Raw genomic sequence first — 22,421 nt, forward strand, 5'->3', positions numbered from 1 at the left:
CGGCCGGAAGAGGGCGGCGAGATGCCGGGGCCGCCGCCGGGCATGCTGGGGGGCATGACGAGCGACGGGCACGACGGCCGGCCGGAGGGCCGGTCCGGGCTGCTCGTCGCCGAGGTCGCGGCGTTCGTCGTGGTCGCGGTCGTCGACGCGGTGATCGGGCTGCGCGCCGGGTTCCCCTGGTCGGGCGTCCCGCACTCGGCGGGCGTGGCCGCGGCGGTCCTGGCGGTGCTGCGCGGGCGGCTCGCCCGGCCCGCCGCCGGGGCGGGTGCCCTCGCCCTGGCGGCGATCGCGGCCGCGCCGGGCCCCAGTACGCTGGCCGCACTTGCCGCGGCGGTCGTCGTCGGTGCCGCGTGCCGCCGGTTGACGCCGCTGGTCGCGGTGGCGCTCTCGGCGGCCGGCGGCGCGGTCCTGGTCGAAACCGGGCGTGCACACCTGTGGTCGGCCGTGGGCGGGGCGGTGCTGTGGGGCGTCGCCGTTGCGGTCGGGCTGATGCTGCGCGACGCGGACACCCGGCGGCGGGCCTCGGCGGCCGAGGCGCGGACGGCCGAACGCCTGCGGATCGCCCGCGAACTACACGACGTGGTCGCCCACCACGTCACCGGGATCGTCGTGCTGGCTCAGGCGTCCCGGGTAGTGGCGGGCACCGCCGGCTACGCCGAGATCGAGGACGCGGCGAAGGAGGCGCTGACCGCGATGCGGCGGCTGGTGCGGACGCTGCGGACGGACGAGGCCGCACCGGAACGCACCGACGACCTGGAACGCTCGCTGCGGATCGCGGCCGGCGACGATCCGCTGGTGCGGCTCACGGTCTCCGACGTCGGGGCGCTGCCTCCGAAGGTCGTCGCCACCGCGTACTGGCTGACGCTCGAAGCGCTGACCAACGCCCGGAAACACGCGCCCGGAGCCACCGGGATCACGGTCTCCGCGCGTACGGAAAGGTCGGCGTTCGATGCCGTCCTGCAATTGGCCGTCGTCAACGACGCCGACGCGGCGCAGCCGCGAGGCGAAGGATTCGGGCTGGTCGGCATGGCCGAGCGGGTGCGGGACGCGGGCGGTACGCTCCGGGCCGGACCGACCGGCGACGGGCGTTGGGAGGTCATGGCCCGGCTGCCGCTGGACGGGCCCGCCGAGCGAGGGGTCTGAATGGGCATCCGGGTGCTGATCGCCGACGACCAGGCGATGATCCGCACCGGGTTCCGGCTGATCCTGTCGGCCGAGGACGACATCGAGGTGGTCGGCGAGGCGGCCGACGGCGAGACCGCGATCCGCGAGGCGCTGCGGCTGCGGCCCGACGTCACGCTGATGGACATCCGGATGCCGGGGATCGACGGCATCGAGGCGACCCGCATGCTGGCCGGAGAGGCCGTCGGCTCGCCCCTGGCCGTGGTGATCGTGACAACTTACGACTTGGACGCCAACCTGCATGCCGCGCTGCGGGCCGGGGCGCTCGGCTTCCTGCTCAAGGACGCCGGTCCGGCGCTGCTGGTCGAGGCGGTGCGGGCGGCGGCCGACGGCGACTCGCTGGTGTCTCCCTCGATGACGCGGCGGCTTCTTTCCGACCTGCCGCCCCCACCCGAACCCGATCTGCCGGACTCCCTCACGTCCCGCGAGACCGACGTCGTGCGTCTGGTCGCGCAGGGCCGCACCAACGCCGAGATCACGTCGGAGCTGGTGGTGTCGATGTCGACCGTGAAGACCCACCTGAGCTCGGTGCAGCGCAAGCTCGGCGCGCGCAACCGGACCGAGATCGCTATCTGGGCATGGCGGCATCGGCTCGTGCACTGACCGGCGATTCCGCCGCTCGCAGGGCGGCCTCACGCACCACCAGCGTGCCGGCGACGATGTCGCCGACCCGCTGGCGGCGCGGCGTCGCCAGGATCACCACAAGACCGACCAGCCCGAAGAGGGCGCCGTCGGCGACCATCAGGAGCCAGCGGATGACGTACGCGCGGAAGCGCGGCCGGGTGCCCGCCGTCGTCACGATGCGGAGCCCGGTGATTCGCATCGCCGGCGTGCGGCCGCTGCGCGACGCCAGCAGCACGTGCACGGCGAACGGCAGCGTGAGCAGCAGCGCGAAGGCGGCCCACAGCAGGGCCTTCCGATGGGTGAACACCGCCACGTTGAGCAGCACGAAGAAAACCACGAAGATCATGCCCTGGTCGACGGCCGCCTGAAGCAGCCGCCGCGGGACGACGCCGGCCAACGGATCCACGTGCGCAACGGTAGCCGTTCTCCGGAGGTTTCCAGAGGTTGACCAGCCCGGCGTCGACGTCGAGCACGGTGCCGGTGATGTACCGCGCCTCGTTCGACACGAGGTAGACCACGGCGTTGCTGACATCCACCTGCCTCTCGCTGCCGGGCGTCCATCGTGGACATCGCACGCAGGCAGAGACGCGGTCGAGCGGCTGGCCTTCAGTGCGGACGACGTGATGTGGATCACCATCAGCGATCTTCCCGTTTCTCCCGCCCGGACCGGACATTTAGTGCGATATGGTCGCGGCATCTCGCCCCCCTTGCCTCGTGAAGGCAGCCGTGAACAGCATCAGCCGCCGCACCTTCGTCCTCGGCACCGCCGCGGCCGCCCTCGTCCGCCCGCGCCCCGCCGACCCGTTCCGGCTCGGCATCGCCTCCGGCGACCCGGCGCCCGACAGCGTCGTCCTCTGGACCCGCCTCGCCCCGTCCCCGCTCGACGCCGACGGCCAGGGCGGCATGCCCGACGCCGACGTGCCGGTCGACTGGCAGATCGCAACCACCCCCACCTTCCGCAAGGTGGTCACCTCGGGCACGGTCCAGGCCCGGTACGCCGACGCGCACAGCGTCCACGTCGTCGCGAACGGGCTCCGCCCGGACGCCGAGTACTTCTACCGGTTCCGCGCCCGCGGCCACATCTCCCCGACCGGCCGTACGCTCACCACGCCCGCCTTCGACGCACCCGGCCGCGACCTCACGATGCTCTTCGCCTGCTGCTCCAACCTGGAATCCGGCTGGTTCACCGCCTACCGCCGGATGGCCGAGGAGCACGCCGACCTGATCCTGCACCTGGGCGACTACATCTACGAGGGCGCGGCACGGCCCTACGTCGTACGCCCGCACCTGGGCCCGGAAGTCCTCACCCTGCCCGACTACCGCCGCCGGTACGGCCAGTACAAGCTCGACCCCGACCTGCAGGCCGCCCACGCCGGCGCCCCCTGGGTCGTGGTGCCGGACGACCACGACGTCGAGGACGACTACGCCGGCACGTTCCGCTTCGACGACGTCCCGCGCCTCACCCCGGCCCAGTGGGTGACCCGCCGGGCGGCCGCCTACCGCGCCTACTACGAGCACCTGCCCCTGCGCCCGTCCTCGTCGCCGATCGGCAACAGCATCCAGCTGTACCGCCGCCTCTACTGGGGCCGGCTCGCCACCTTCCACATGCTCGACACCCGCCAGTTCCGCAGCCGCTTGGCCTGCAACGGCGGCTGGAAGGCCTGCGCCGAGGCGGACCTGCCCGCCCGCACCATCACCGGCGCCGCCCAGGAGGCCTGGCTGCTCGACGGCCTCGCCCAGCACCACGGCACCTGGGACATCCTCGGCCAGCAGGTATTCTTCGCCGGCCGCCTCGACCCGACCGGCGTCGGCAACATGGACTCGTGGGACGGCTACCGGGCCTCCCGCGCTCGCATCCAGCAGGGCTGGCAGGACCGCCACGTCCGCAACCCGGTCGTCCTGACCGGCGACATCCACCAGGCGTGGGCCAACGACCTGAAGGCCGACTACCGCGACGAGCACTCCCCCACCGTCGGCACCGAACTGATCTGCACCTCACTCACCTCAGGCGGCGACGGCACCGGAGACACGGAGGTACCCGGCCAGGCCACCAACCCCCACCTACGCTTCTTCTCCAACCTCCGCGGCTACGGCCGAGCCCGCATCACCCCCACTCAGCTGACGGCCGACTTCCGCGCCCTCGACTACGTCAAGCTCCCCGGCGCCCCCGCCACCACCCTCAGATCCTTCGCCCTCCGGGACGGCCACCCCGGCCTCCACCCCTTCTGAGCGGGGCCACCGACCTTCTTGCTCGCGTCGTCGCCTCGGGTGTCGGGGAGAACGCCATCCGCCCGGGGCCGTCATATGCCCTGCCGGATTCTCCGCAGCCAGTCGGCGATGAGAGCCGAGCACAGCTCACGTTGCTCGAAGAGGATGTTGTGACCGGCCGCGTCGAGTACGGCGAAGGACGCACGTGGGTAGTGACCGATTCGGCTCCAGGCGTCGGTGTAGCCGACGACGTCGTCCTGCCGGCCCGTGATGTGCAGGGTCGGCTGCTGGAAAGGTTCGGGGTGCGCGTCTTCCGGTTCGTGGTCGAGTGCGTAGTGCTCCGAGATGCGATCCACGGCACGCTGATCGACGCCCTCGATGCCGGGCAGAACGTACTGCTGGAATGCCCGTGCGTCGTCGAGTGATTCCACCACGGCGTCCACCCGGTAGTGTTCGAGCGCCTCCCCGAGGAGCGGCTCGATCTCCGGTTGCTGCCGCAACACCGTCCGGGACGGTGCGGTTCGCTCGGCGTGCGGGGCGATGAAGACGCCGGCCACCGTGGCGAGTCCGAGAACCTGCGGGCGAAGCTCGTGGGCTACGTAGCGGGCGATCATCCCGCCGAACGAGTTTCCCAGGACGGCGAACGGTTGCTCGCCGACGCGCGCCCGGATCTCGTCGATCACCGCGTCGGCGACCTCTTGCGAGCTGCTGACCGCATTCGCTGGTGACCGGGTCGCGCCTGGCAGGTCGAGATAGATTCGCCGCCACTGCCCCGAGCGTTCGAACGTCGGATCCAGCGGGAGCAGGCTTCGATGGTCCAGACCGAATCCGTGGAGCAGTACTACCGGGGTGCCCGAACCTATCTGATGTGCAAACACGGTGCCAGATTACGGGAACGGCCCGGAGACGATCGGTCGCCTTGGAGCTAACCTGGGGAAATGGCCCAACGCAGCCTTCGCGACGCTCTCCTCGGAGCGGCCGCCACCGAGTTCCACGAGAACGGCTACGCCGCCACCGGCGTAGCCGCGATCGCCACCCGGGCCGGTGCCCCCAAAGGCTCCTTCTACAACCACTTCCCGAGCAAAGACGCCCTCGGCGTCCTCATAGTCGAGCAGTACGCCGGATCCCGCGGCACCGACATCCTTCTGGATCCGGCGTCCGAGCCGCTCGACGCCCTCCGCAGGCACTTCGACTATCTCCGCTCCGACCTGGCCAGGGACGACTTCGCCCGCGGCTGCCTGCTCGGCAACTTCGCGGCCGAGGTGGCCCGCAGCGGCACCCGGGTCGACACCGCGGTGCGTGACTCGTTCACCGCCTGGCTGGACGCCCTCGCGGTTCCGGTCGGCCGCCTGGCCGAGCACGGAGCGCTGCCCGCCGGCGGCCGGCCGGACGAGGTCGCCCGGGCCCTGGGCAGCGCCTGGGAGGGTGCCGCCCTGCTGGCCAAGGCCACCGGCAGCGCCGGACCGATCGACGACTTCTTCGCGGTGACCTTCCCACGCATTCTGGGTCTGGGCCGGCCGGACTTGCCATCGCACCGGCTCGGCGGCTAAAACAGTCCCGATGTCCAATGAGGTTCGGTCGGTGGCCCGCGCGCTCGACATCCTGAGCGCGTTCAGCCCGGCGCATCCCCGGCTGCACCTGTCGGAGCTGGCCGACGCGGTCGGGTTGCCCCGGCCCAGCGTGCGCCGGCTCGCGGTGACCCTGATGGAGCACGGTTTCCTGCGCCAGGCCGCCGACGGCACCTACCTGCTCGGCCCGCGCCTGCTCGAGCTGGGTGGTGTGGTGGCCGAGGGTTCGGCGATCGCCCGGCGCACCCGGGAGGCGGCCGACGAGCTGGCCCGGCGCACCGGCGAGACGGTCCTGGTGGCCGAGGTCGATTGGGAGAGCCTGTCGCTGTTGATCATCGGCAAGCGCCATCCCGTGCGCCCGGCGGCCGCGGTCACCTCGGCGGTCGGCAACCGCTACCCGCTCGCCAGCGGGTGCCTGGCCAAGGCGGCGCTGTCCGGCCTTTCACCCGAGGGTGTGGCGGCCGTCGTGCCCCGGTTGCGGCTCACCGCGCGTACGGTCGCAACGATTGTCGATCCGCGGCGGCTGGCCGCCGACGTCGACGCCAGTCGCGAGCGGGGTTATGCGATGCAGTCGGGCGAGTTCCTGGCCGGCATGGCCGGCGCCGCAGTCCCGGTGTACGAGGACGATCGGGTCGTGGGCGCGCTGGCCGTGCTCGGTTCGGCTCCGCGCTTTCCGCATTCCCACCTGCATCGCACGGGCCGTCTCGTGCGCCAGGTGCTTTCTCACCACGGCTGAGTTTCGCGGTGCGGAATCGGCTCTCGTGGGCCGGGTCGCGCCGCCATTAGCCTCCGCGAGGTTCATTCGAGATCCTTGCTGGAGGCCCCCCATGCCGAGCACCGACGCCAAGCGCCCGAAATCCGAGGAGGACGAGGGCGGCGGCATCGCCGGAACGCTGTTGGTCGGCGCGCTTGTGCTGTTGTTCGTGATCGCGATCGTCGCTCTGGTCTATTTCGCCGTCGCCGGCTGACCCGCGCCCTAATTGTCGTCCTCGCCCCGCTTGTCACCGTCGGACGTGAAACGGTTACGCATTGACGCATGCCCACACCGGCACCTGGGTATGCTTGCGCCAAACGATCAAGGCGGCTCCACTATGGACCGCCTGGATAAGCAGGGGCGAACGGTGCTCGTGTTCAGGGGAACCGAGCACCGTCGACAGGACGGCCGGGGGCGCCCGGGCGAAACATGCCCGGTCCGGCGGGGAGGTCTTCGTGACCACAGGAAGCGACACCGGCGGCTCCACCGTGCGCCGGTTACAACTGGGCGCGCGGTTACGTGCGCTGCGCCTGGCCAAGGGCATAAGCCGCGACCAGGCCGGATACGCGATCCGCGCGTCCGAGTCCAAGATCAGCCGGATGGAGCTGGGCCGGGTCGGCTTCAAGGAGCGCGACGTCACCGACCTGCTGATCCTCTACGGCGTCGACGACCCCGACGAGCACGAGCGCCTCAAACTGCTGACCAAGGAGGCCAACACGCCGAGCTGGTGGCACCAGTACGGCGACGTCCTCGACACCTGGTTCCAGAACTACCTCGACCTCGAGCAGGCGGCGGAGCTGATCCGCACGTACGAGGTGCAGTTCGTGCCCGGCCTGCTGCAGACCGACGCGTACGCCCGGGCGGTGATCCGGCTCGGGCACGACAACGCGTCCAAGGAGGAGATCGACCGGCGGGCCCGGCTCCGGATGGCCCGCAAGCAGCTGCTGGAACGTGAGGACGGCCCGCGGCTCTGGGCGGTGATCGACGAGGCGGTGCTCCGGCGGCCGATCGGCGGCTACCCGGTGCTGCGCGAGCAGATCGAATCGCTGCTCGCGTTCGGCAACACGACGAACGTACGGGTGCAGGTCATGCCGTTCGACTCGGGCGGTCACGCGGCGGCCGGCGGCGCGTTCAGCATCCTGCGGTTCCCGCACGAGGAGCTGCCCGACGTGGTCTACATCGAGCACCTGACCAGCGGGCTCTACCTGGAGAAGACCGAGGACGTAGACCTGTACGCGGCGGCGATCAGCCGGCTGTTCATCGACGCCGAGCCGCCCGGGCGTACCCCGGCGATCCTGCGCGAGATCCTGCACGACCTGAACCGCAAGGGCGTCTAGGAAGTTTGTGGGGCAATGCCGCAATCGGCGGGACCTGCCACAATGCGGCGGTTTTGCCGACCCGTCCGAGAGACAAGACTCCGGAGAGGAGTTACGTCACGACGGGAGGCAACGATGCCAGGAAACCGCGCGGTGGTCTACGAAGGAACGGGACGGGTCGAGGTCCACGACATCGACTACCCGACGTACGAACTGAAGGACGGGCCCGGCGTCAACAAGGCCAACATCGGCCGCAAGGTCCGGCACGGGGCGATCCTCAAGACGGTCGCCACCAACATCTGCGGCAGCGACCAGCACATGGTGCGCGGGCGTACCACCGCCCCGCAGGGCCTCGTGCTCGGCCACGAGATCACCGGCGAGGTCGTCGACGTCGGACCGGACGTCGAATTCATCAAGGTCGGCGACGTGTGCTCGGTGCCGTTCAACATCGCCTGCGGCCGGTGCCGCAACTGCAAGGAGGGCAAGACCGGGATCTGCCTCAACGTCAACCCGGACCGGCCCGGCTCGGCGTACGGGTACGTCGACATGGGCGGGTGGATCGGCGGGCAGGCCTCGTACGTCCTCGTGCCGTACGCCGACTGGAACCTGCTGAAATTCCCCGACCCCGACCAGGCCATGGAGAAGATCCTCGACCTGGCCATGCTGGCCGACATCTTCCCCACCGGCTACCACGGGTGCGTCAGCGCCGGCGTCACCACCGGCTCCACCGTGTACGTGGCCGGGGCGGGCCCGGTGGGTCTGGCGGCGGCCACCTCCGCGTACCTCCTCGGAGCCGCCGTGGTGATCGTGGGTGACCTGAACGAGGAGCGTCTGACGCAGGCCCGCAGCTTCGGCTGCGAAACCGTGAACGTCGCCGAGGGCGACCCGCTCGACCAGGTCCAGCAGATCCTCGGCAAGGACACCCCGGCGATCGGCGAGCCGCTGGTCGACGCGGCGGTCGACGCGGTCGGCTTCGAGGCCCGCGGGCACGGCCAGGACGCCGAGACGGAGATGCCGGCGACGGTACTGAACTCGCTGATGACGGTCACTCGCGCCGGCGGCGCGATCGGCATCCCCGGCCTGTACGTGACGGGCGACCCCGGCGGAATCGACGAGGCGGCGAAGGTCGGCTCGTTGTCGCTGCGACTGGGCCTGGGCTGGGCGAGGTCCCACTCGTTCGTCACCGGCCAGTGCCCGGTCATGAAGTACAACCGCAACCTGATGATGGCGATCCTGCACGACAAGGTGCAGATCGCGCGCAACGTGAACGCCACCCCGATCTCCCTCGACGACGCACCGCGCGGCTATCAGGACTTCGACCGCGGCGCGGCCCGCAAGTACGTGCTGGACCCGCACGGCGTCATCCAGCGCCCGTAGTCACGCCCGCCGGCCGCCGGCTGGTAACGCAGGTGATAGCCGGTGTGCAGCGACGCCCCGGGATGGGCGGCGGCCAGCGGGACCGTGGCGGCGATCCGGTCGACGGTGCCGCGGTTGGCCTTCGTCTCGTTGACCCGGGCGCGCCAGGTCAGACCACGGTTCCGCCCGGCCCGCGCGCTCAGAACTCCAGATACATCAGGTGCAGGCCGACCCGGCCCCGCGCGGGGTGTTCGAAAGCGCGCGGAACCGTGCCCAGCACCTTGAAGCCGAGGCACTGGTAGAGGCGCACGGCCGACTCGTTCGACTCGGCCACCGCGTTGAACTGCATGCCCGCGAATCCGGTGCCGCGGGCCCAGGCCAGCGCGTCCTCGGCGAGCGCGGTGCCCACGCCGCGGCCCCGGGCGTCCGCGGCGACCATGAAACTGGCCGTCGCGATGTGGGCGCCAGGACCGGGGCGGTTGGCGCTCATCTTGGCCGTGCCCCGCACCCGTCCGTCGTCGAAGACGGTGGTACGCCCGGGCGGCGACTCGATCCAGGTCGACCGCGCGTCGTCCTCAGTCATCGTAGGGTCGTAGGGGAACGTCTCCCGGGAGCGGACCACGTCGCGGATGATCGGCCAGACCTGCGGCCAGTCGTGGTCGGTGAAATCGCGAATCGGCACGGCACGCACGCTATCGCGGCGCGAGCAGCAGCAGCCGGATCTTGTCGTCGTAGGGCACGACCAGCGTGCCCGACGTGTCGGTCCACTCGGCCGGCACCAGGAACAGCCGGTCGCCGGACTGCAGGAGCAGGCGCAGGCCGCGGTACTGGTAGCGGGGCTTCGCGTCCGGCCCCAGGTCGGTGACCGTCACCCCGGACGGCACCGCGGGCAGCGGATCGTCGGTGAACAGCACGACCTCGGGGCGCCGGCTCAGGGAGCGGGAGTCCTGCTCGGCGCGGCCCGAACCGTACGCCCCGGCGAAGCTGGTCGCCGTCCAGAGCAGGCCGATCAGCAGGACGCCGAAGGCGGTCACGACCAGGATGCGTTCGATGCGGACGGCGACGCCGCTCCCCCACCAGGAGCGCAGGACCACCCGACGGGCCACCCAACCGGCGTAGACGACCAGGGGCGCGCCGACGGTCAGGGACAGCGGGGTGATCCCTGGCGGATTCTCGGTCGCGGCCACCGAAGGCCGGAGCATGCCGACCAGGGCCCGGCCCACCAGCAGCAGGCCGACGGCGGCGGCTACCGCGGCCGCGGGGAGAAGACGCCGCCGGCGGGGTGACTGCAGGACCCGGCGGGTCACCAGGTGCGCGGCGAATACGGCCAGGGCGGCGAGCAGGAGGAGGGCGGCCACCGGGTACGTCGACTCGGCGCCGTACAAGAGGAGCTGCTGGTTGGAGAGGCCGGTCAGATCCAGGTCGACGCCGAAGTACCGGAAGCGGGCCCGGGTGGCGACATATCCGTACCAGAGAAGCGTCGCCGTGATCACCGTGACCGGCGGCAGCACCGCGGCGATCTTCTCCAGCCGGGCCCCGAACGGGCGCAGGGCGGGCTCTGCGGGGTCACGGTGATCGGACACTGCACACCGGATCGACGTCCGATGTTCCCGGATCGCCCTGGTAGTCGAGCCGGACCGCGCAGGTCACGCCCCAGGTGGCCGTGACCGGCCGATCGGACGACGGCCGGTACGGGGAGTCGATGTCCGAACACGGTTTCGCCCTGGTGCCGGTGCAGAGCGCGGACAGGTCGAAGCTCACCTTCCCCTGGTAGAGACCCGTCCGGGTCGGCTCGTCGGCCGAGATCCGCACCCCGCAGCCGTGCCCTTGCGAGACGACCCGGCCGGTGCCGCAGCCGACGTCCGCGACGGTGCCGTTGTCGGCAGGCCCATTGCAGGCGACGTAGGCGACGCGCAGCGGACGGGCTTCGACGCTCGGCGACGCGGACGGGTCGGGCGACGGGGTCTGCCCGGTGCGGAAACCCACGTGCGCGACGGTCACCCTCAGGCCCGGGGCGTCGACCCAGAAGACGTGGCAGCCCGTGCTGTCGGGGAAGTCGTTGTCGACGGTCGGGCCGGCCACGAGCACGGTCGGAACCTTGACCGGCGGCGGCGGTGGCGTGGTCCGGCTCGGCGTCGGACGTGTCCGCGTGGTGGTGGGCTGTTCCGGCGAGCGGGACGACGGCCGGGGCGCCGACGTCACGCGGCCGGACGTGGACGGAGCCTCGGGCGACGGCGAGGCGGGCGCGGCCGTCGGCGAGCCCGGCGCCCAGGACGGACCCGCGAGAGGCTGGTCGCGGAGCGCCAGCCGGGTCAGATAGAACCCGCCGGCCAGCAGGATCACCAGCACGACGAGCGCGGTGACTATCCACGGTTTGAGCTGCGCCACGGTGAGCCTCATGGGGAGGCCTCCCCACGCTGGAAGGGTGGGAATACGCTACGCCTCGGTCACCTCACGCGCTGTCGGGTTCCGTACCGATCAGCAGCCCCCTGGGGTCAGCGATCCCCGCGGCAGGTCGGCGTCGCGGCCGGTCAGGTGGATCAGCAGGCCGTCGGCCAGCACCGAAACCCCGGCGTAGGCCAGGCCTTTCGCCGGCGCCTGCAGGGGGTACGCGGTCTGCTGGCCCTTGACCTGACTCAAGACGTCGGCCGCCGGGAACCGGGTCCCGAACATCTCGACCTCGGAGGGCGCCAGGTCGAGCGTCCGGCCGTGGATCACCGGCCGGGAGTGCAGCACGATCGGCGTGGCCGCCCCCGACCCGGTCGCCGTGGCAGTGAGCAGGCCGTCCGCGGCACCGAAGACGGCCGGATGGCCGGCGTCCTGCGGCAGCGACGAGAACGGTTTGACCGTGGTACCGCCGATCGTGACGTGGATGCCGGCCGGGTCGACCGCGACCGACCGGTAGACGACGCCGGCGGGCAGGACGGGTAGCGCGCGCGTCAGGTCCTTCCGGTCGACCTGGCTGAGCACCAGCCTGGCCAGCGGGTCGTTGGTCGCATGGTCGGACCCGAGCGCGTGCACCGCCGTCGGCTGCAGGGTGAGCGAGCCGCCCGACAGCACCGGCCGGGTGCGGATGACGGCCACCGGGATCTTGATGATCGACGTGTGGATGTCGAGAAGCCCGTCGGCCGCCGAGTACGTCACGTCGTGCCCGCCGACCGAAGCGGGCAGGGTCGACAGCGTCGTCGTCGACACCCCGGCCAGCGACACGTGTACGCCGTCGGACCGTGGCTCGATCGAACGGTAGGTCACCCCGTCCGGGAGGTGCGGCAACTGCTGCCGGCGTACGCCCCCGGCCAGGTCACCGACCTGGCCGGCCGGCAGCGTCCGGCCGAAGATCTGCAGCCGGGACGGCACCGACTCGGCCGTCTCGCCGCTGATCCGCATCGACAGGAACAGCTTGGCTTTGACCTGGTCGGACGCGGACGCCGGAACCACCGTCCGCGCGGTGAGGGTGCCGTCTGAGGCCCGCGCGAATGTCGTACCGGACGGCGCCGGCAGGTTGCGGAAGCCCACCTTGATCGTGCCGTCGAACGCGCCGACGTGGGTCACCCCGCCGGACGGCGACCGGACGTCCCGCATCGTCGCCGCGAACGACGCGTGCGGGACACCGCTCAGCGTCACGTCCGGCACCGCAACCGTGATCTCGGAGAACCGGCCGCGCAGCACCTGAGGCACCAGGCGCCCGCCTCCCACATGCACCGAGGGCGGCGCCGGCAGCACGCCGGGGCAGGCCATTTGAGCAGCCACTTTGTCGCTGACCTGCCCGACCAGATAGCCCTGTAGGCCGGGCACCGGCAGCGTCAGCAGCACCACGGCCGCGACAGCCAGAAACGCCAAGACGCCCCCGGACCAGAGGATCCACCGGCGCGGCCCGCCGCGGAGCGCCCGAAATTCGACCGTGTCGTCGTTCATCGCTCGCCTCCCGGCGGGGAGTACGAACGAAAGGGCATCCAAGTTCATCGACGACCCGGCTCGCCGCCGCGGTGCGGGCTAAGCGGTCCGGCTGATCTTCAAGCTGTGCCAGAACGCGCCCGCCGCGTACGTCCGGAACGGCGCCCACCGCGCCGCCCGCTCCTCGACCTCGCGGATCGAGGTGCCGGTCGGCGGCAGCCAGCGGCCGACCGCGTGACGCAGGGCCAGGTCACCGGCCGGGAAGATGTCCGGCCGATGCAACTGGAAAATCATGAACAGGTCGGTCGTCCAGTTGCCGACGCCGGGCAGCGCGGTCAGCCGGGCCCGCACCACGTCGTCCGGGAGGCCGGCCAGCGCGGCCAGGTCGAGCTCGCCGTCCAGGATCTGCCGGGCCAACGCACCCAGATATTTGACCTTGGCGTGCGAGAAGCCGAGCTCCCGCCAGCGCTCCCCGGTCAGCGCGGCCACGCCGGCCGGGTCGGGCAGGCCACCCATCTCGGCGGCCAGCCGGTCGTAGAGCCGGAACGCCACCACCGTGCTGATCTGCTGGCTGCTGATGTGCAACACCATCCCGGCGAAGGGGTCACCCTGGGTCCGCTCACCGTCGTGCCACTCGAACGGATCGGGGCGGCCGGTCGCGGTCAGCACCGGTTCCAGCCCGGGGTCGCGCCGCACGAGCTCGTCGTAGGGGTTCACCGCGACCCGTCGACGGTGATGTCACAGGTCTCGGGGATCGCGCCGGGACCGGGATGCAGGCCAGCGAGCGTGCGGACCGACCAGTAGAGCGCCGGCGTGGCGATCCCCCGCGGGTAGTCGTTCATCGCTCCCTCTCCGTCGAGGCCGCAACGAACCTACCGCGCCGAGGCATGTCCAAGGTCAGTCACGGGCCCGGCGACGCAGCAGCGAGGCCACCTCCACCTCGAACGCAAACGGCTCCTCAGAAGCCAGCACCTGGCCCGGCGCGGCCAACGCAACCCGAACGTAGTGATCGCCGGCCAGCCTGTCGAAATGCAGTTCCACCGAATCGCCCGGCTGCTCGACCCGCAAGTACCATCCGATTCGGGCCGCCGCGTACAACTGCGGTTTGAGCAGCCGATCCGTCCCCGCGTTGCCCGGCGAAACCACTTCGACGACCAGTCTGGCTTCGGCGGCCTCGACCGTCGTGCCGATGTCGTCCGTCATGGCCACCACGACGTCCGGCTGCACGATGCGACCACCGGTCAACCGAAGGTTGACGTCCTGGAGGACCAGGAGCCCGGCCCGCTCGGCGGGTTGATAAAGCGCCGCCGCAAGCAAAAAGGCAATGTGCTGATGGCGCTTGCTCGGTGCGGGGCTCACCCACAAGCTCCCATCGATCAGCTCGACCCGGTTCGCGGTCTCGCCGAGCGCGAAGTATTCGTCCTCGGTCCACGGCTCCGGATGTTCCAGCATTGCCACGCTCATCGGATCGCCTCACCTCTCGGCGGATGCTGTCATAAGCGTGCCATGTCAAGCCCTGCCCATGCGACAACAAACGGCGCGGCTGTGCCTACGGTCCGACCTGCCAGATTGCCTTGTCGTAGAGCAACTTGTCATGCGACCATACGCGCTGTCAAGAGAGTCGCCGCGCGTACGTGGAACCGGCGCGACAACCGCCCGGTCGGCCGCGAAGTTGTCGGTGCCGCCCAGCAGGCAGTTCGAGATGCGCGCGGTCGAGCAGCACCACGACGGCGATATCGTGTGCTCATGCCGCAGGCGGTCAGCTTCAGCACGGCCGGTCTCCCCACGGCCCAGCGGGTCGCGCTCTGGGAGGAACACAACGCCCACGCGCTCATCGGCCTGCGCTGCTCGATGCTGGGCGAGCCGGAGCTCGACGCCACCGAGCTCAACCTCCAGCTCGACCGCATCCACCTGGCCCGCGTCCGCGGCAACGCCCACGTCGTCGAACGCCCCGCCCCGCTGATCCGCCGACAACCGTCCGACTCGATCGCGGTCTACTTCACGCTGGTCGGCGAGGCCTTCTTCTACCATTCCGACGGCCTGCTCACGCTGCACCCCGGCCAGGCCCTGATCTGCGACGCCGACCGCCCCTTCATGCGCGGCTTCGCCGGCGGCCTCGAGGAACTGGCGATCAAGATCCCCCGACCCCTGTTCCGCGAGTTGACCGGCCGCCCCGACCTCCCAGCTCCCCTGGTCCGAACCTTCACGAATACCGCCGACCCGGCCACCCGCGCCTTGGCCCGCCTGACGGGCCGAGCCCTCGGCCCGCTCTCCCCCGGCCCACTTCCCACCGGTCCGCACTCCACCGGCCTCTTCGACGAGGACGCGGCGCTCGGCCTCCTGGCTACCGTCCTCGGCGGCCGGCCCCGCGCCGATGCGCCGGTCCACCTGGCCAACGCCCACGCCTACATCGACGACCACCTGACCGACCCTGGCCTGTCCGCCACCCGGGTGGCCGCCGCGATCGGCATCAGCGAACGCCACCTCTCCCGCGCTTTCGCCCTCGCCGGCCCGAGCTTCCCGCAATACGTCCTCACCCGGCGCCTGGACCGCGCCCACGCCCTGCTGACCCGCTCCCCGCAGCTCCCGGTCTCCGAGGTGGCGTCCCGCTGCGGCTTCGGCACCCCGAGCCGGTTCAGCCAGGCGTTCCTCTCCCGCTTCGGGCTCCGCCCGTCCGACGTACGCCGGCAGGCCCACGCCCACCGGCCCCGCTGACCTAGCCGGTGCGGCGTACGCCGGCAGGCCCATTGATTCCCCTTCCGCGATCCCCCGCCCAGGCCTGGGTCGCTCAGCGCGGCTGGAGGCGGCGGCCCAGCACCTCGACGCCGGGCCCTCGAAGGTCGGCCAGCGCGACGGCCCGGCCGGTGATCGCCATGCCGAGCGCCTCGGCCGGCCCGCTCAGCAGGGCACCCTGGCCAGCGGTCCACTCCGTATCGGTCGCCGCGAAACGCAGCCCGTCGAGAAGGCCCGGCTGGACCAGCCCCGGAGCGACCCGGCCGTCACCGCCGGTCAGATAGTCGAGCAGGATCTGCCACTGGCCGACCGGCACGTCGGCGTCCAGGCCGAGCGGCCGCGCGATGTCGCGCAGATGCACGCAGGTGTCGGCGTACGGTCCCATCGGCCCGACCCGCGGCGGGTCCAGCCGGTCACCGGCGTGACGGCGGAGAAGCGCGACCAGCTCGTCCCGCGACCGGCGCGCCAACCGGCGGGTGAAGTGGTCCACGGTCCGCGCGGTGTCGCCCCGGAAGCGCATTGACACCAGCAAGAACCGCCCGAACCCGACCAGCATCGGCTGCACCAGGTGCGCCGCCATGTGGTGCACAGTCCACCCCGGACACAGCGTCGGCGATTCCCACGCCGCGTCGTCCAGCTCCTCCAGTACGGCCGCGATCCTCAAACGGTTGTCGCTGGTCAGTCTGAATATCTCCGCCTCGGGGATCACGACGCCCCGCCCAGCTCGAGCGCCCGCTTCCGTACGTCCCGATTGAGCGCCCGGAGCACCTTCGCCGCCGCCGCGATCTCCTCCGGGCTGCATTCCACCGCCATCCCACCGAGCTGCTCCAGCTCGGCCGCCCGGAGCCGCGAGAAGACGCCGTGCCCGACCGGCGTCACCGCGATAAGCACCGACCGCCGGTGCCGCGGATTGTCCCGGGCCTCGACGTAGCCGAGCCCCATCAGCTCATTGACCAGCCGCTGCACTCCTTGCCGGGCCAGCTCGAGCCGCGCGGCCAGTTCCGGCACCGTGACCGCGCCCGCTTCGGCGAGCACCTCGAGGACGGCACGCATCCCGACGCTCAGCCCGTTCGCCCGCCCGCCGGCCTCGACGACCCGAACCGAGTTGAGCACCAGCGGACGCACCTCCCGCACAACGGCGTAGAGGGATGACCCACGCACCTCAGACATGACAACCATGATGTCATATTCCTGTTCTTCGACGCCGGCCGCGTGTGCGATTCCGCCGGACTATCGCGTTTCCGCCCAAGACACCGGCATGACACCGCCCACCCCGCAGAATGGCCGCACACGAGGAACCAGGACGGGATGGCGATGACCGAGATCCACACCGACGTTGTCGTGGTCGGCTCCGGCCCCGCCGGCGCGAGCGCGGCGCTCTTCCTGGCCACGCTGGGCATACCGACCGTGATGATCAGCAAGTACCGCTGGACGGCCAACACCCCACGAGCTCACATCACCAACCAACGGGCCATGGAGATCTTCCGCGACCTGGGCATAGAAGATCAGGTCCAGGCCGACGCGACCCCGCACGAGCTGATGGGCGACACCGTCTTCTGCACGTCGATCGCCGGGGAGGAGATCGGCCGCATCCTCACGTGGGGCACGCATCCGGCCCGGGAGGCCGACTACCGCCTGGCGTCGCCGTGCCTGCCGGTCGACATCCCGCAGACCTATCTCGAGCCGATCCTGGTGAAGAACGCCGCCGCCCGCGGCGCCCAACTCCGTTTCTCGACCGAATACGTGAGCCACACCCAGGACGCCGACGGCGTAACGATCGAGGTGCACGACCGTTTGAGCGGCGAGACCTACACGATCCGCGCGAAATATCTGATCGGCGCCGACGGCGCCCGCTCCCAGGTGGCGGCCGACATCGGCTTGCCGATGGAGGGCGCGATGGACATCGCCGGTTCGATGAACATCACGTTCAAGGCCGACATCTCCCAGCACGTCGGCCACCGGCCGAGTGTTCTTTACTGGGTGATCCAGCCGGGGTCCGACGTGGGTGGCATCGGTGCCGGGCTGGTCCGGATGGTCCGCCCGTGGAACGAGTGGCTGATCGTCTGGGGCTATGACATCAGCCGGCCACCGCCCGAGGTCGACGACGAGGCCGCGATCCAGATCGTCCGTAACCTGCTGGGCCTGCCCGACATCGCGGTCGAGATCACCGGCACCTCGCTGTGGGGCAACAACGAGATGTTTGCGACTCATCTGCAGCGCGGCCGGGTCTTCTGCGTGGGTGACGCCGTGCACCGGCATCCGCCGTCGAACGGCCTGGGGTCCAACACGTCGATCCAGGACTCGTACAACCTCGCCTGGAAGCTCGCCGCGGTGATCAGGGAGCACGCCGGCCCGGAACTCCTCGAGACCTACTCGATCGAGCGCGCCCCGATCGCCGAGCAGATCGTCAAGCGGGCCAACCGGTCGAGCCGCGAGTTCGTGCAGTTCTTCGAGGTGCTCGGCCTGCTCGACGCCAAGGACGAGGCCGCGATGGCGGCCGCGATCGAGGAGCGCAAGGCCAACACGCCGGCTGGCGCGGCCAAGCGGGCCGCCCTGGTCGAGGCGATGGAGCTCAAGCACTACGAGTTCAATGCGCACGGCGTGGAGATGGGCCAGTTCTACGCCTCGCCGGCGATCGTGCCCGACGGCAGCACCCGGCGGGAGCCGACCCGCGACCCCGAGCTGTACTTCGAGCCGAGCACGGTCCCCGGTGCCCGCCTGCCGCACGCCTGGGTGGGCAGCGAGAAGGGCCGGGTGTCGACGGTCGACCTGGCCCCGATGACCCGGTTCACGCTGTTCACCGGCATCGCCGGCGAGAAGTGGGCCGAGGCGGCGGCCAAGGTCGCGGCCGACCTGGGCGTAAGTTTGGGGACCGTGGTGATCGGGCCCGGACGCGCGGTCACCGATCTCTACTACGACTGGGCCCGGCTGCGCGAGGTCGAGGAGGACGGCGTGCTGCTCGTCCGCCCCGACAAGCACATCGGCTGGCGGGCGGCGACCATGCCGGCCGACCCGGAAGGCGCGCTCAAGTCAGCGCTGGTAACGATCCTCGCGAAAGGAAGAGCGTGAGCGAGCAGCAACACCGCGAAGAACAGCTCACCGAGAGGGTCGTCGAGTCGTTCGACGGCGCCCCCGACCCGCGGCTCAAGGAGCTGATGCAGGCGCTGACGAGGCACCTGCACGCGTTCGCCCGCGAGGTCCGGCTGACCGAGGCCGAGTGGCAGCAGGCGATCGGGTTCCTCACCGCGACCGGTCACATCACCGATGCCCGCCGGCAGGAGTTCATCCTGCTGTCGGACGTGCTCGGGGTGTCGATGCAGACCATCACGATCAACAACCAGGCGTACGCGGACGCCACCGAGGCCACCGTGGTCGGGCCGTTCTTCACCGAGCGGTCCCCCGAGTTCGCGCTCGGCGACGACATCTCGGGCGGCGCGCCGGGCGAGCCGTGCTGGGTCGAGGGCACGGTCACCGACACCGAGGGCCGGCCGGTGCCGGGCGCACTCATCGAGGTGTGGGAGGCCGACGACGAGGGCCTCTACGACGTTCAATACGACGACGACCGGGTCGCCGCCCGCGGTCACCTCTACACCGACGCGGACGGGGGGTACCGGTTCTGGGCGATCACCCCGACGCCGTACCCGATCCCCCACGACGGCCCGGTGGGCCGCCTCCTCGAGGCGACCGGACGGTCGCCCATGCGGGCTTCCCACCTGCATTTCATGGTCGAGGCGGCACGCTTGCGCACGCTGGTCACGCACATTTTCGTACGCGGCGACAAACGGCTCTCCTCCGACGCGGTCTTCGGCGTGCGCGACTCCCTGGTCAAGGACTTCGAGTCGCAGCCGGCCGGCACCCCCACCCCGGACGGCCGCGACGTCGGCAACCGCCCGTGGTCCCGCGTCCGCTTCGACATCGTGCTGGCCCCGGCAGGCGCCGCCGCTTAGCCATGTTCTGCCGACCCGCCGATCAGTGAACTGACCGGCAAGGCGCGCACAGTGATCGCGCCCCCCTCGCTCCGCGTGCAGTAGCAATCTCGTTGCGGCGGCGACGAACTGCCCCATGATCCGACATCGCGGCCGATGGTCCTGACGTGACGACCTCCGACCCTCTGCTGCACCTGCTGCGGCGGGCCACGTACGGCCCGAGCCCCGCCTCGATCGCCGAGATCCGGGCGCTCGGCGCCGCCGGGTGGCTGGATGCCCAGCTCAAGCCGGCCTCGATCGCCGACCCGGTCACGGACGGCCTGGTCGCGCGGTTCCCGTGGTGCGCGGCGACGATCCCGGCGATCCACGCCGCGGTCGCCGCGAAGACGCTGAAGCAGTACGACTGGACGCCCATGTGGCAGGTCAGTTTCGCCACGCCGGCCCGGGCGATCTGGAGCCGGCGCCAGCTGCTTGAGGTGATGACCGAGTTCTGGTCGAACCACCTCAACGTGACGTGCCCGACGGGTGACGTCTGGGACAGCCGCGCCGACTACGACGCGGCGGTGATCCGCAAGTACGCTCTCGGCAGTTTCGCGGATCTGCTCAAGGCGTCCGCCCGGCACCCGGCGATGCTCACCTACCTCGACAACCGGTCGTCGACCAAGGCCGCGCCGAACGAGAACTACGGCCGCGAGCTGCTCGAACTCCACACGGTCGGCCTGACCTACGCGGAAGCGGACGTGAAGAACGCCGCCCGCCTGCTCACCGGCCTGACCGTCAACTACACCACCGGCACATATCAGTACGACCCGAGCCGGCACGCGGTCGGCGCGGTGACGGTCCTCGGTTTCACCCACGCCAACGCGACCGCGGCCGGCGGTGAGCAGGCCGCGCTCGCCCTGCTCGACTACCTTGCCGTGCATCCCGCGACGGCGGTCCGGATCGTCACGAAGCTGTGCACCCGGTTCGTCGCCGACGAGCCGCCGGCAACTCTGGTCACCAACCTGGTCAAGGTCTACGTCGACAACCGGTCGGCGATCGCACCGGTGCTGCGGGCCCTGTTCTCGTCGCCCGAGTTCGCCGCCTCGGCCGGGGCGAAGACCCGGACGCCGTACGAGGACGTCGTGGCCACGCTGCGCACCCTCGACTACGGTCCCGAGCCGTCGGGCACCAAGGCGATCGAGTCGCTCTACTGGATCTGCTCGAACGCCGGTCAGGCACCGCTGGCCTGGGGCCCGCCCAACGGCTATCCGGATGTGGCCGCCGCCTGGGCTTCGCCCTCAGGTCAGCTGGTGCGCTGGAACGCCCACCTGAACATCGGTGCCGGCTACTGGCCGCCCACGCTGGTGCGGCCTTCGTCGCTGGTCACGGCCTTTTCCGGTACGCCGGCACCGGCCACGTACGGCGCACTGATCGACGCCGTGTCCAACCGCCTGCTGCAGGTCACGCTGCCGGGCCCGCAGCGGGAAGCGCTCGCCGGGTTCTTCGGCAAGACACCGGCGAGCCCGGTGAAGGCCAAGGATCCGGCGGTCGACTGGATGTTCCCGTACCTGATGGCGATGCTGCTCAACTCGCCGACGTTCGCCCTGCGATGAGCCGCGACAAGGAGAATGCCTTGAACGACATGCGCTGCCGACGCCGGACCCTGCTCGCCGGCGCGGCCGCCGGCCTGACCGCGGCGATGCTCGACACCCGTTTCGCGTTCGCCGCCGACCCGACCGGCACCGGGGACGTGCTGGTGCTGCTCTCGTTGCGGGGTGGCTTCGACGGGTTGTCGGCGATCGTGCCCGCGGCCGACCCGGACTACTACAGGCTGCGGCCGACCATCGGCGTACCTCAGAAGCAGTTGCTCGCCGGCAACGGCTTCTTCGGCCTGCATCCCGCGCTGGCGCCGCTGCTGCCGTACTGGCAGGCGGGCACGTTCGCCGCGGTGCAGGCGGCGGGCCAGCCCGCGCCGAACCGGTCGCATTTCGCGGCGATGGAGGAGTTGGAGCGGGCCGCCCCGGGCACCTCGATCCGCACCGGCTGGCTCGACCGCGTGCTCGGCGGCCTCGGGTCACCGGCCGGTTTCGGCGGCGTCTCGGTCGGCAGCGCCCGGCCCGCCCGGGTGCTCGCCGGCGACGCCCCGCACCTGGGCCTGACCTCGATCGACGGGTTCAAGCTGGACGGCGACGTGGACGGGCGGCCGCTGGCCGCCACGATGGCCAAGATGTACGCGGGTGCGCCGGACGCCCTCGCCGCCACCACCGGCCAGATGCTCGGCGCGCTCGGCGCGGCCCGGCAGCTGCAGACCGCCGGCTACCCGCCCGCCGCGACCTATCCGAACACCGACCTGGGCACCGCACTCAAGGACGTCGCCCGGCTGGTGAAGGCGAACGTCGGGCTGCGCACCGCGACGCTCGACTACGGCGACTGGGACATGCACGAGGATCTCGGCACCGCGGTGTCGGGCAAGCGCTACTACGACCACCTGAACGCGCTCGCGTCGGCGCTGGCCGCGTTCGCCGCCGACCTCGGACCGGACGGCATGCGCAAGGTCACCCTGGTGACGATCAGCGAGTTCGGCCGGCGGGCCGGGCAGAACGGTTCCGGCGGGCTCGACCACGGCTACGGCAACGCGATGCTGCTGCTGGGCGGCAACGTCAAGGGCGGCAAGGTGTACGGGCGGTGGCCCGGCCTGGCCGCGTCCCAGCTGGTCGACGGCGACCTGGCCGTCACGACCGACTACCGGGCCGTGATCGCCGAGGTGCTGCGCGTCCGCTGCGGCCTGCCCAACACCGCGGCAGTCTTCCCGGGCGTAACGACGCCGTCCCTGGGACTGGTCGCGGCCTGACCGCCGCCGGCCGCCGAACCGCGGGAA

The 22,421-nt window shown here is 71.2% G+C and carries 24 protein-coding genes; 13 read left to right on the plus strand and 11 right to left on the minus strand.

What is annotated here, in order from left to right; genetic code table 11:
- Nucleotides 1–54: 54 nt before the first annotated feature.
- Nucleotides 55–1,143 carry a sensor histidine kinase gene (locus ACIA5C_RS43665; protein ID WP_396066232.1) on the plus strand — a complete coding sequence of 363 codons (1,089 nt, stop codon included), beginning with the start codon at nucleotides 55–57 and terminating at the stop codon, nucleotides 1,141–1,143.
- A complete protein-coding gene (locus ACIA5C_RS43670; protein ID WP_396066234.1) occupies nucleotides 1,144–1,785 on the plus strand; it encodes a response regulator in 642 nt (213 codons plus the stop codon).
- Here ACIA5C_RS43670 and ACIA5C_RS43675 read toward each other — a convergent pair.
- A complete protein-coding gene (locus tag ACIA5C_RS43675; RefSeq protein ID WP_396066236.1) occupies nucleotides 1,751–2,212 on the minus strand; it encodes an RDD family protein in 462 nt (153 codons plus the stop codon). The two genes, ACIA5C_RS43670 and ACIA5C_RS43675, sit on opposite strands and share 35 nt — an antisense overlap.
- Nucleotides 2,213–2,532: 320 nt before the next feature.
- Here ACIA5C_RS43675 and ACIA5C_RS43680 point away from each other — a divergent pair, with 320 nt between their 5' ends.
- Nucleotides 2,533–4,035 (plus strand): alkaline phosphatase D family protein, encoded by a 1,503-nt coding sequence (locus tag ACIA5C_RS43680; protein ID WP_396066238.1) that lies wholly within the window; start codon nucleotides 2,533–2,535, stop codon nucleotides 4,033–4,035.
- A 71-nt stretch (nucleotides 4,036–4,106) separates the two neighbouring features.
- On the opposite strand, the gene ACIA5C_RS43685 is transcribed toward ACIA5C_RS43680, so the two are convergent.
- The gene (locus ACIA5C_RS43685) at nucleotides 4,107–4,892 is read right to left on the minus strand and encodes an alpha/beta fold hydrolase (RefSeq protein WP_396066240.1); all 786 of its coding nucleotides are present in this window, start codon (nucleotides 4,890–4,892) and stop codon (nucleotides 4,107–4,109) included.
- Between the two features lie 60 nt (nucleotides 4,893–4,952).
- Between ACIA5C_RS43685 and ACIA5C_RS43690 the strand changes: the two genes are divergently transcribed.
- The 5 genes from ACIA5C_RS43690 to fdhA all read left to right on the plus strand — a co-directional run bounded on the left by ACIA5C_RS43690 (nucleotide 4,953) and on the right by fdhA (nucleotide 9,029).
- Nucleotides 4,953–5,564, plus strand: coding sequence for a TetR/AcrR family transcriptional regulator (locus ACIA5C_RS43690; RefSeq protein WP_396066242.1), 612 nt, complete (start codon nucleotides 4,953–4,955; stop codon nucleotides 5,562–5,564).
- 10 nt (nucleotides 5,565–5,574) lie between these two features.
- Entirely contained in the window at nucleotides 5,575–6,318 is a 744-nt protein-coding gene (locus ACIA5C_RS43695; protein WP_396066244.1) for an IclR family transcriptional regulator, read from the plus strand.
- Nucleotides 6,319–6,409: 91 nt separating this feature from the next.
- Nucleotides 6,410–6,550 (plus strand): hypothetical protein, encoded by a 141-nt coding sequence (locus tag ACIA5C_RS43700; RefSeq protein WP_396066246.1) that lies wholly within the window; start codon nucleotides 6,410–6,412, stop codon nucleotides 6,548–6,550.
- A gap of 241 nt (nucleotides 6,551–6,791) precedes the next feature.
- A complete protein-coding gene (locus ACIA5C_RS43705; RefSeq protein ID WP_396066248.1) occupies nucleotides 6,792–7,673 on the plus strand; it encodes a helix-turn-helix domain-containing protein in 882 nt (293 codons plus the stop codon).
- Between the two features lie 114 nt (nucleotides 7,674–7,787).
- Nucleotides 7,788–9,029: a formaldehyde dehydrogenase, glutathione-independent gene (gene fdhA, locus ACIA5C_RS43710; protein WP_396066250.1), complete on the plus strand. Its 1,242-nt coding sequence runs from the start codon at nucleotides 7,788–7,790 to the stop codon at nucleotides 9,027–9,029.
- A 178-nt stretch (nucleotides 9,030–9,207) separates the two neighbouring features.
- Here fdhA and ACIA5C_RS43715 read toward each other — a convergent pair whose 3' ends face one another.
- The 7 genes from ACIA5C_RS43715 to ACIA5C_RS43745 all read right to left on the minus strand — a co-directional run bounded on the left by ACIA5C_RS43715 (nucleotide 9,208) and on the right by ACIA5C_RS43745 (nucleotide 14,366).
- Entirely contained in the window at nucleotides 9,208–9,690 is a 483-nt protein-coding gene (locus ACIA5C_RS43715; protein ID WP_396066252.1) for a GNAT family N-acetyltransferase, read from the minus strand.
- Between the two features lie 10 nt (nucleotides 9,691–9,700).
- The gene (locus tag ACIA5C_RS43720; RefSeq protein ID WP_396066254.1) at nucleotides 9,701–10,591 is read right to left on the minus strand and encodes a hypothetical protein; all 891 of its coding nucleotides are present in this window, start codon (nucleotides 10,589–10,591) and stop codon (nucleotides 9,701–9,703) included.
- Nucleotides 10,575–11,408, minus strand: a complete 834-nt coding sequence (locus ACIA5C_RS43725; protein ID WP_396066256.1) for a hypothetical protein — start codon at nucleotides 11,406–11,408, stop codon at nucleotides 10,575–10,577. The genes ACIA5C_RS43720 and ACIA5C_RS43725 overlap by 17 nt, the downstream gene beginning before the upstream one ends.
- A 78-nt stretch (nucleotides 11,409–11,486) precedes the next feature.
- Nucleotides 11,487–12,923, minus strand: coding sequence for an LmeA family phospholipid-binding protein (locus ACIA5C_RS43730; protein WP_396066258.1), 1,437 nt, complete (start codon nucleotides 12,921–12,923; stop codon nucleotides 11,487–11,489).
- A 78-nt stretch (nucleotides 12,924–13,001) separates the two neighbouring features.
- Nucleotides 13,002–13,619 carry a DNA-3-methyladenine glycosylase family protein gene (locus ACIA5C_RS43735; protein WP_396066260.1) on the minus strand — a complete coding sequence of 206 codons (618 nt, stop codon included), beginning with the start codon at nucleotides 13,617–13,619 and terminating at the stop codon, nucleotides 13,002–13,004.
- A complete protein-coding gene (locus tag ACIA5C_RS43740) occupies nucleotides 13,616–13,744 on the minus strand; it encodes a hypothetical protein (protein WP_396066262.1) in 129 nt (42 codons plus the stop codon). Before ACIA5C_RS43740 ends, ACIA5C_RS43735 begins: the two co-directional genes overlap by 4 nt.
- A gap of 55 nt (nucleotides 13,745–13,799) precedes the next feature.
- Entirely contained in the window at nucleotides 13,800–14,366 is a 567-nt protein-coding gene (locus tag ACIA5C_RS43745) for a Uma2 family endonuclease (protein WP_396066264.1), read from the minus strand.
- 282 nt (nucleotides 14,367–14,648) lie between these two features.
- Between ACIA5C_RS43745 and ACIA5C_RS43750 the strand changes: the two genes are divergently transcribed.
- On the plus strand, nucleotides 14,649–15,617 hold the full coding sequence (locus ACIA5C_RS43750; protein WP_396066266.1) for a helix-turn-helix domain-containing protein: 969 nt from the start codon (nucleotides 14,649–14,651) through the stop codon (nucleotides 15,615–15,617).
- Nucleotides 15,618–15,690: 73 nt separating this feature from the next.
- Here ACIA5C_RS43750 and ACIA5C_RS43755 read toward each other — a convergent pair whose 3' ends face one another.
- Together ACIA5C_RS43755 and ACIA5C_RS43760 are read right to left on the minus strand one after the other, a co-directional pair.
- Nucleotides 15,691–16,344: a maleylpyruvate isomerase family mycothiol-dependent enzyme gene (locus ACIA5C_RS43755; RefSeq protein ID WP_396066268.1), complete on the minus strand. Its 654-nt coding sequence runs from the start codon at nucleotides 16,342–16,344 to the stop codon at nucleotides 15,691–15,693.
- Nucleotides 16,341–16,805 carry a MarR family winged helix-turn-helix transcriptional regulator gene (locus ACIA5C_RS43760; RefSeq protein WP_396066270.1) on the minus strand — a complete coding sequence of 155 codons (465 nt, stop codon included), beginning with the start codon at nucleotides 16,803–16,805 and terminating at the stop codon, nucleotides 16,341–16,343. Before ACIA5C_RS43760 ends, ACIA5C_RS43755 begins: the two co-directional genes overlap by 4 nt.
- Nucleotides 16,806–16,949: 144 nt before the next feature.
- Here ACIA5C_RS43760 and ACIA5C_RS43765 point away from each other — a divergent pair, with 144 nt between their 5' ends.
- From ACIA5C_RS43765 to ACIA5C_RS43780, 4 genes are all read left to right on the plus strand, one after another.
- Nucleotides 16,950–18,704, plus strand: coding sequence for an FAD-dependent oxidoreductase (locus ACIA5C_RS43765; RefSeq protein ID WP_396066272.1), 1,755 nt, complete (start codon nucleotides 16,950–16,952; stop codon nucleotides 18,702–18,704).
- Nucleotides 18,701–19,582 (plus strand): intradiol ring-cleavage dioxygenase, encoded by an 882-nt coding sequence (locus ACIA5C_RS43770; protein WP_396066274.1) that lies wholly within the window; start codon nucleotides 18,701–18,703, stop codon nucleotides 19,580–19,582. Before ACIA5C_RS43765 ends, ACIA5C_RS43770 begins: the two co-directional genes overlap by 4 nt.
- A gap of 146 nt (nucleotides 19,583–19,728) precedes the next feature.
- A complete protein-coding gene (locus ACIA5C_RS43775) occupies nucleotides 19,729–21,156 on the plus strand; it encodes a DUF1800 domain-containing protein (protein ID WP_396066276.1) in 1,428 nt (475 codons plus the stop codon).
- Nucleotides 21,157–21,185: 29 nt separating this feature from the next.
- Nucleotides 21,186–22,394 carry a DUF1501 domain-containing protein gene (locus ACIA5C_RS43780; RefSeq protein WP_396066440.1) on the plus strand — a complete coding sequence of 403 codons (1,209 nt, stop codon included), beginning with the start codon at nucleotides 21,186–21,188 and terminating at the stop codon, nucleotides 22,392–22,394.
- Nucleotides 22,395–22,421 lie beyond the last annotated feature (27 nt).

Source organism: Actinoplanes sp. NPDC051343 (assembly GCF_044455125.1).
GTDB lineage: Bacteria > Actinomycetota > Actinomycetes > Mycobacteriales > Micromonosporaceae > Actinoplanes.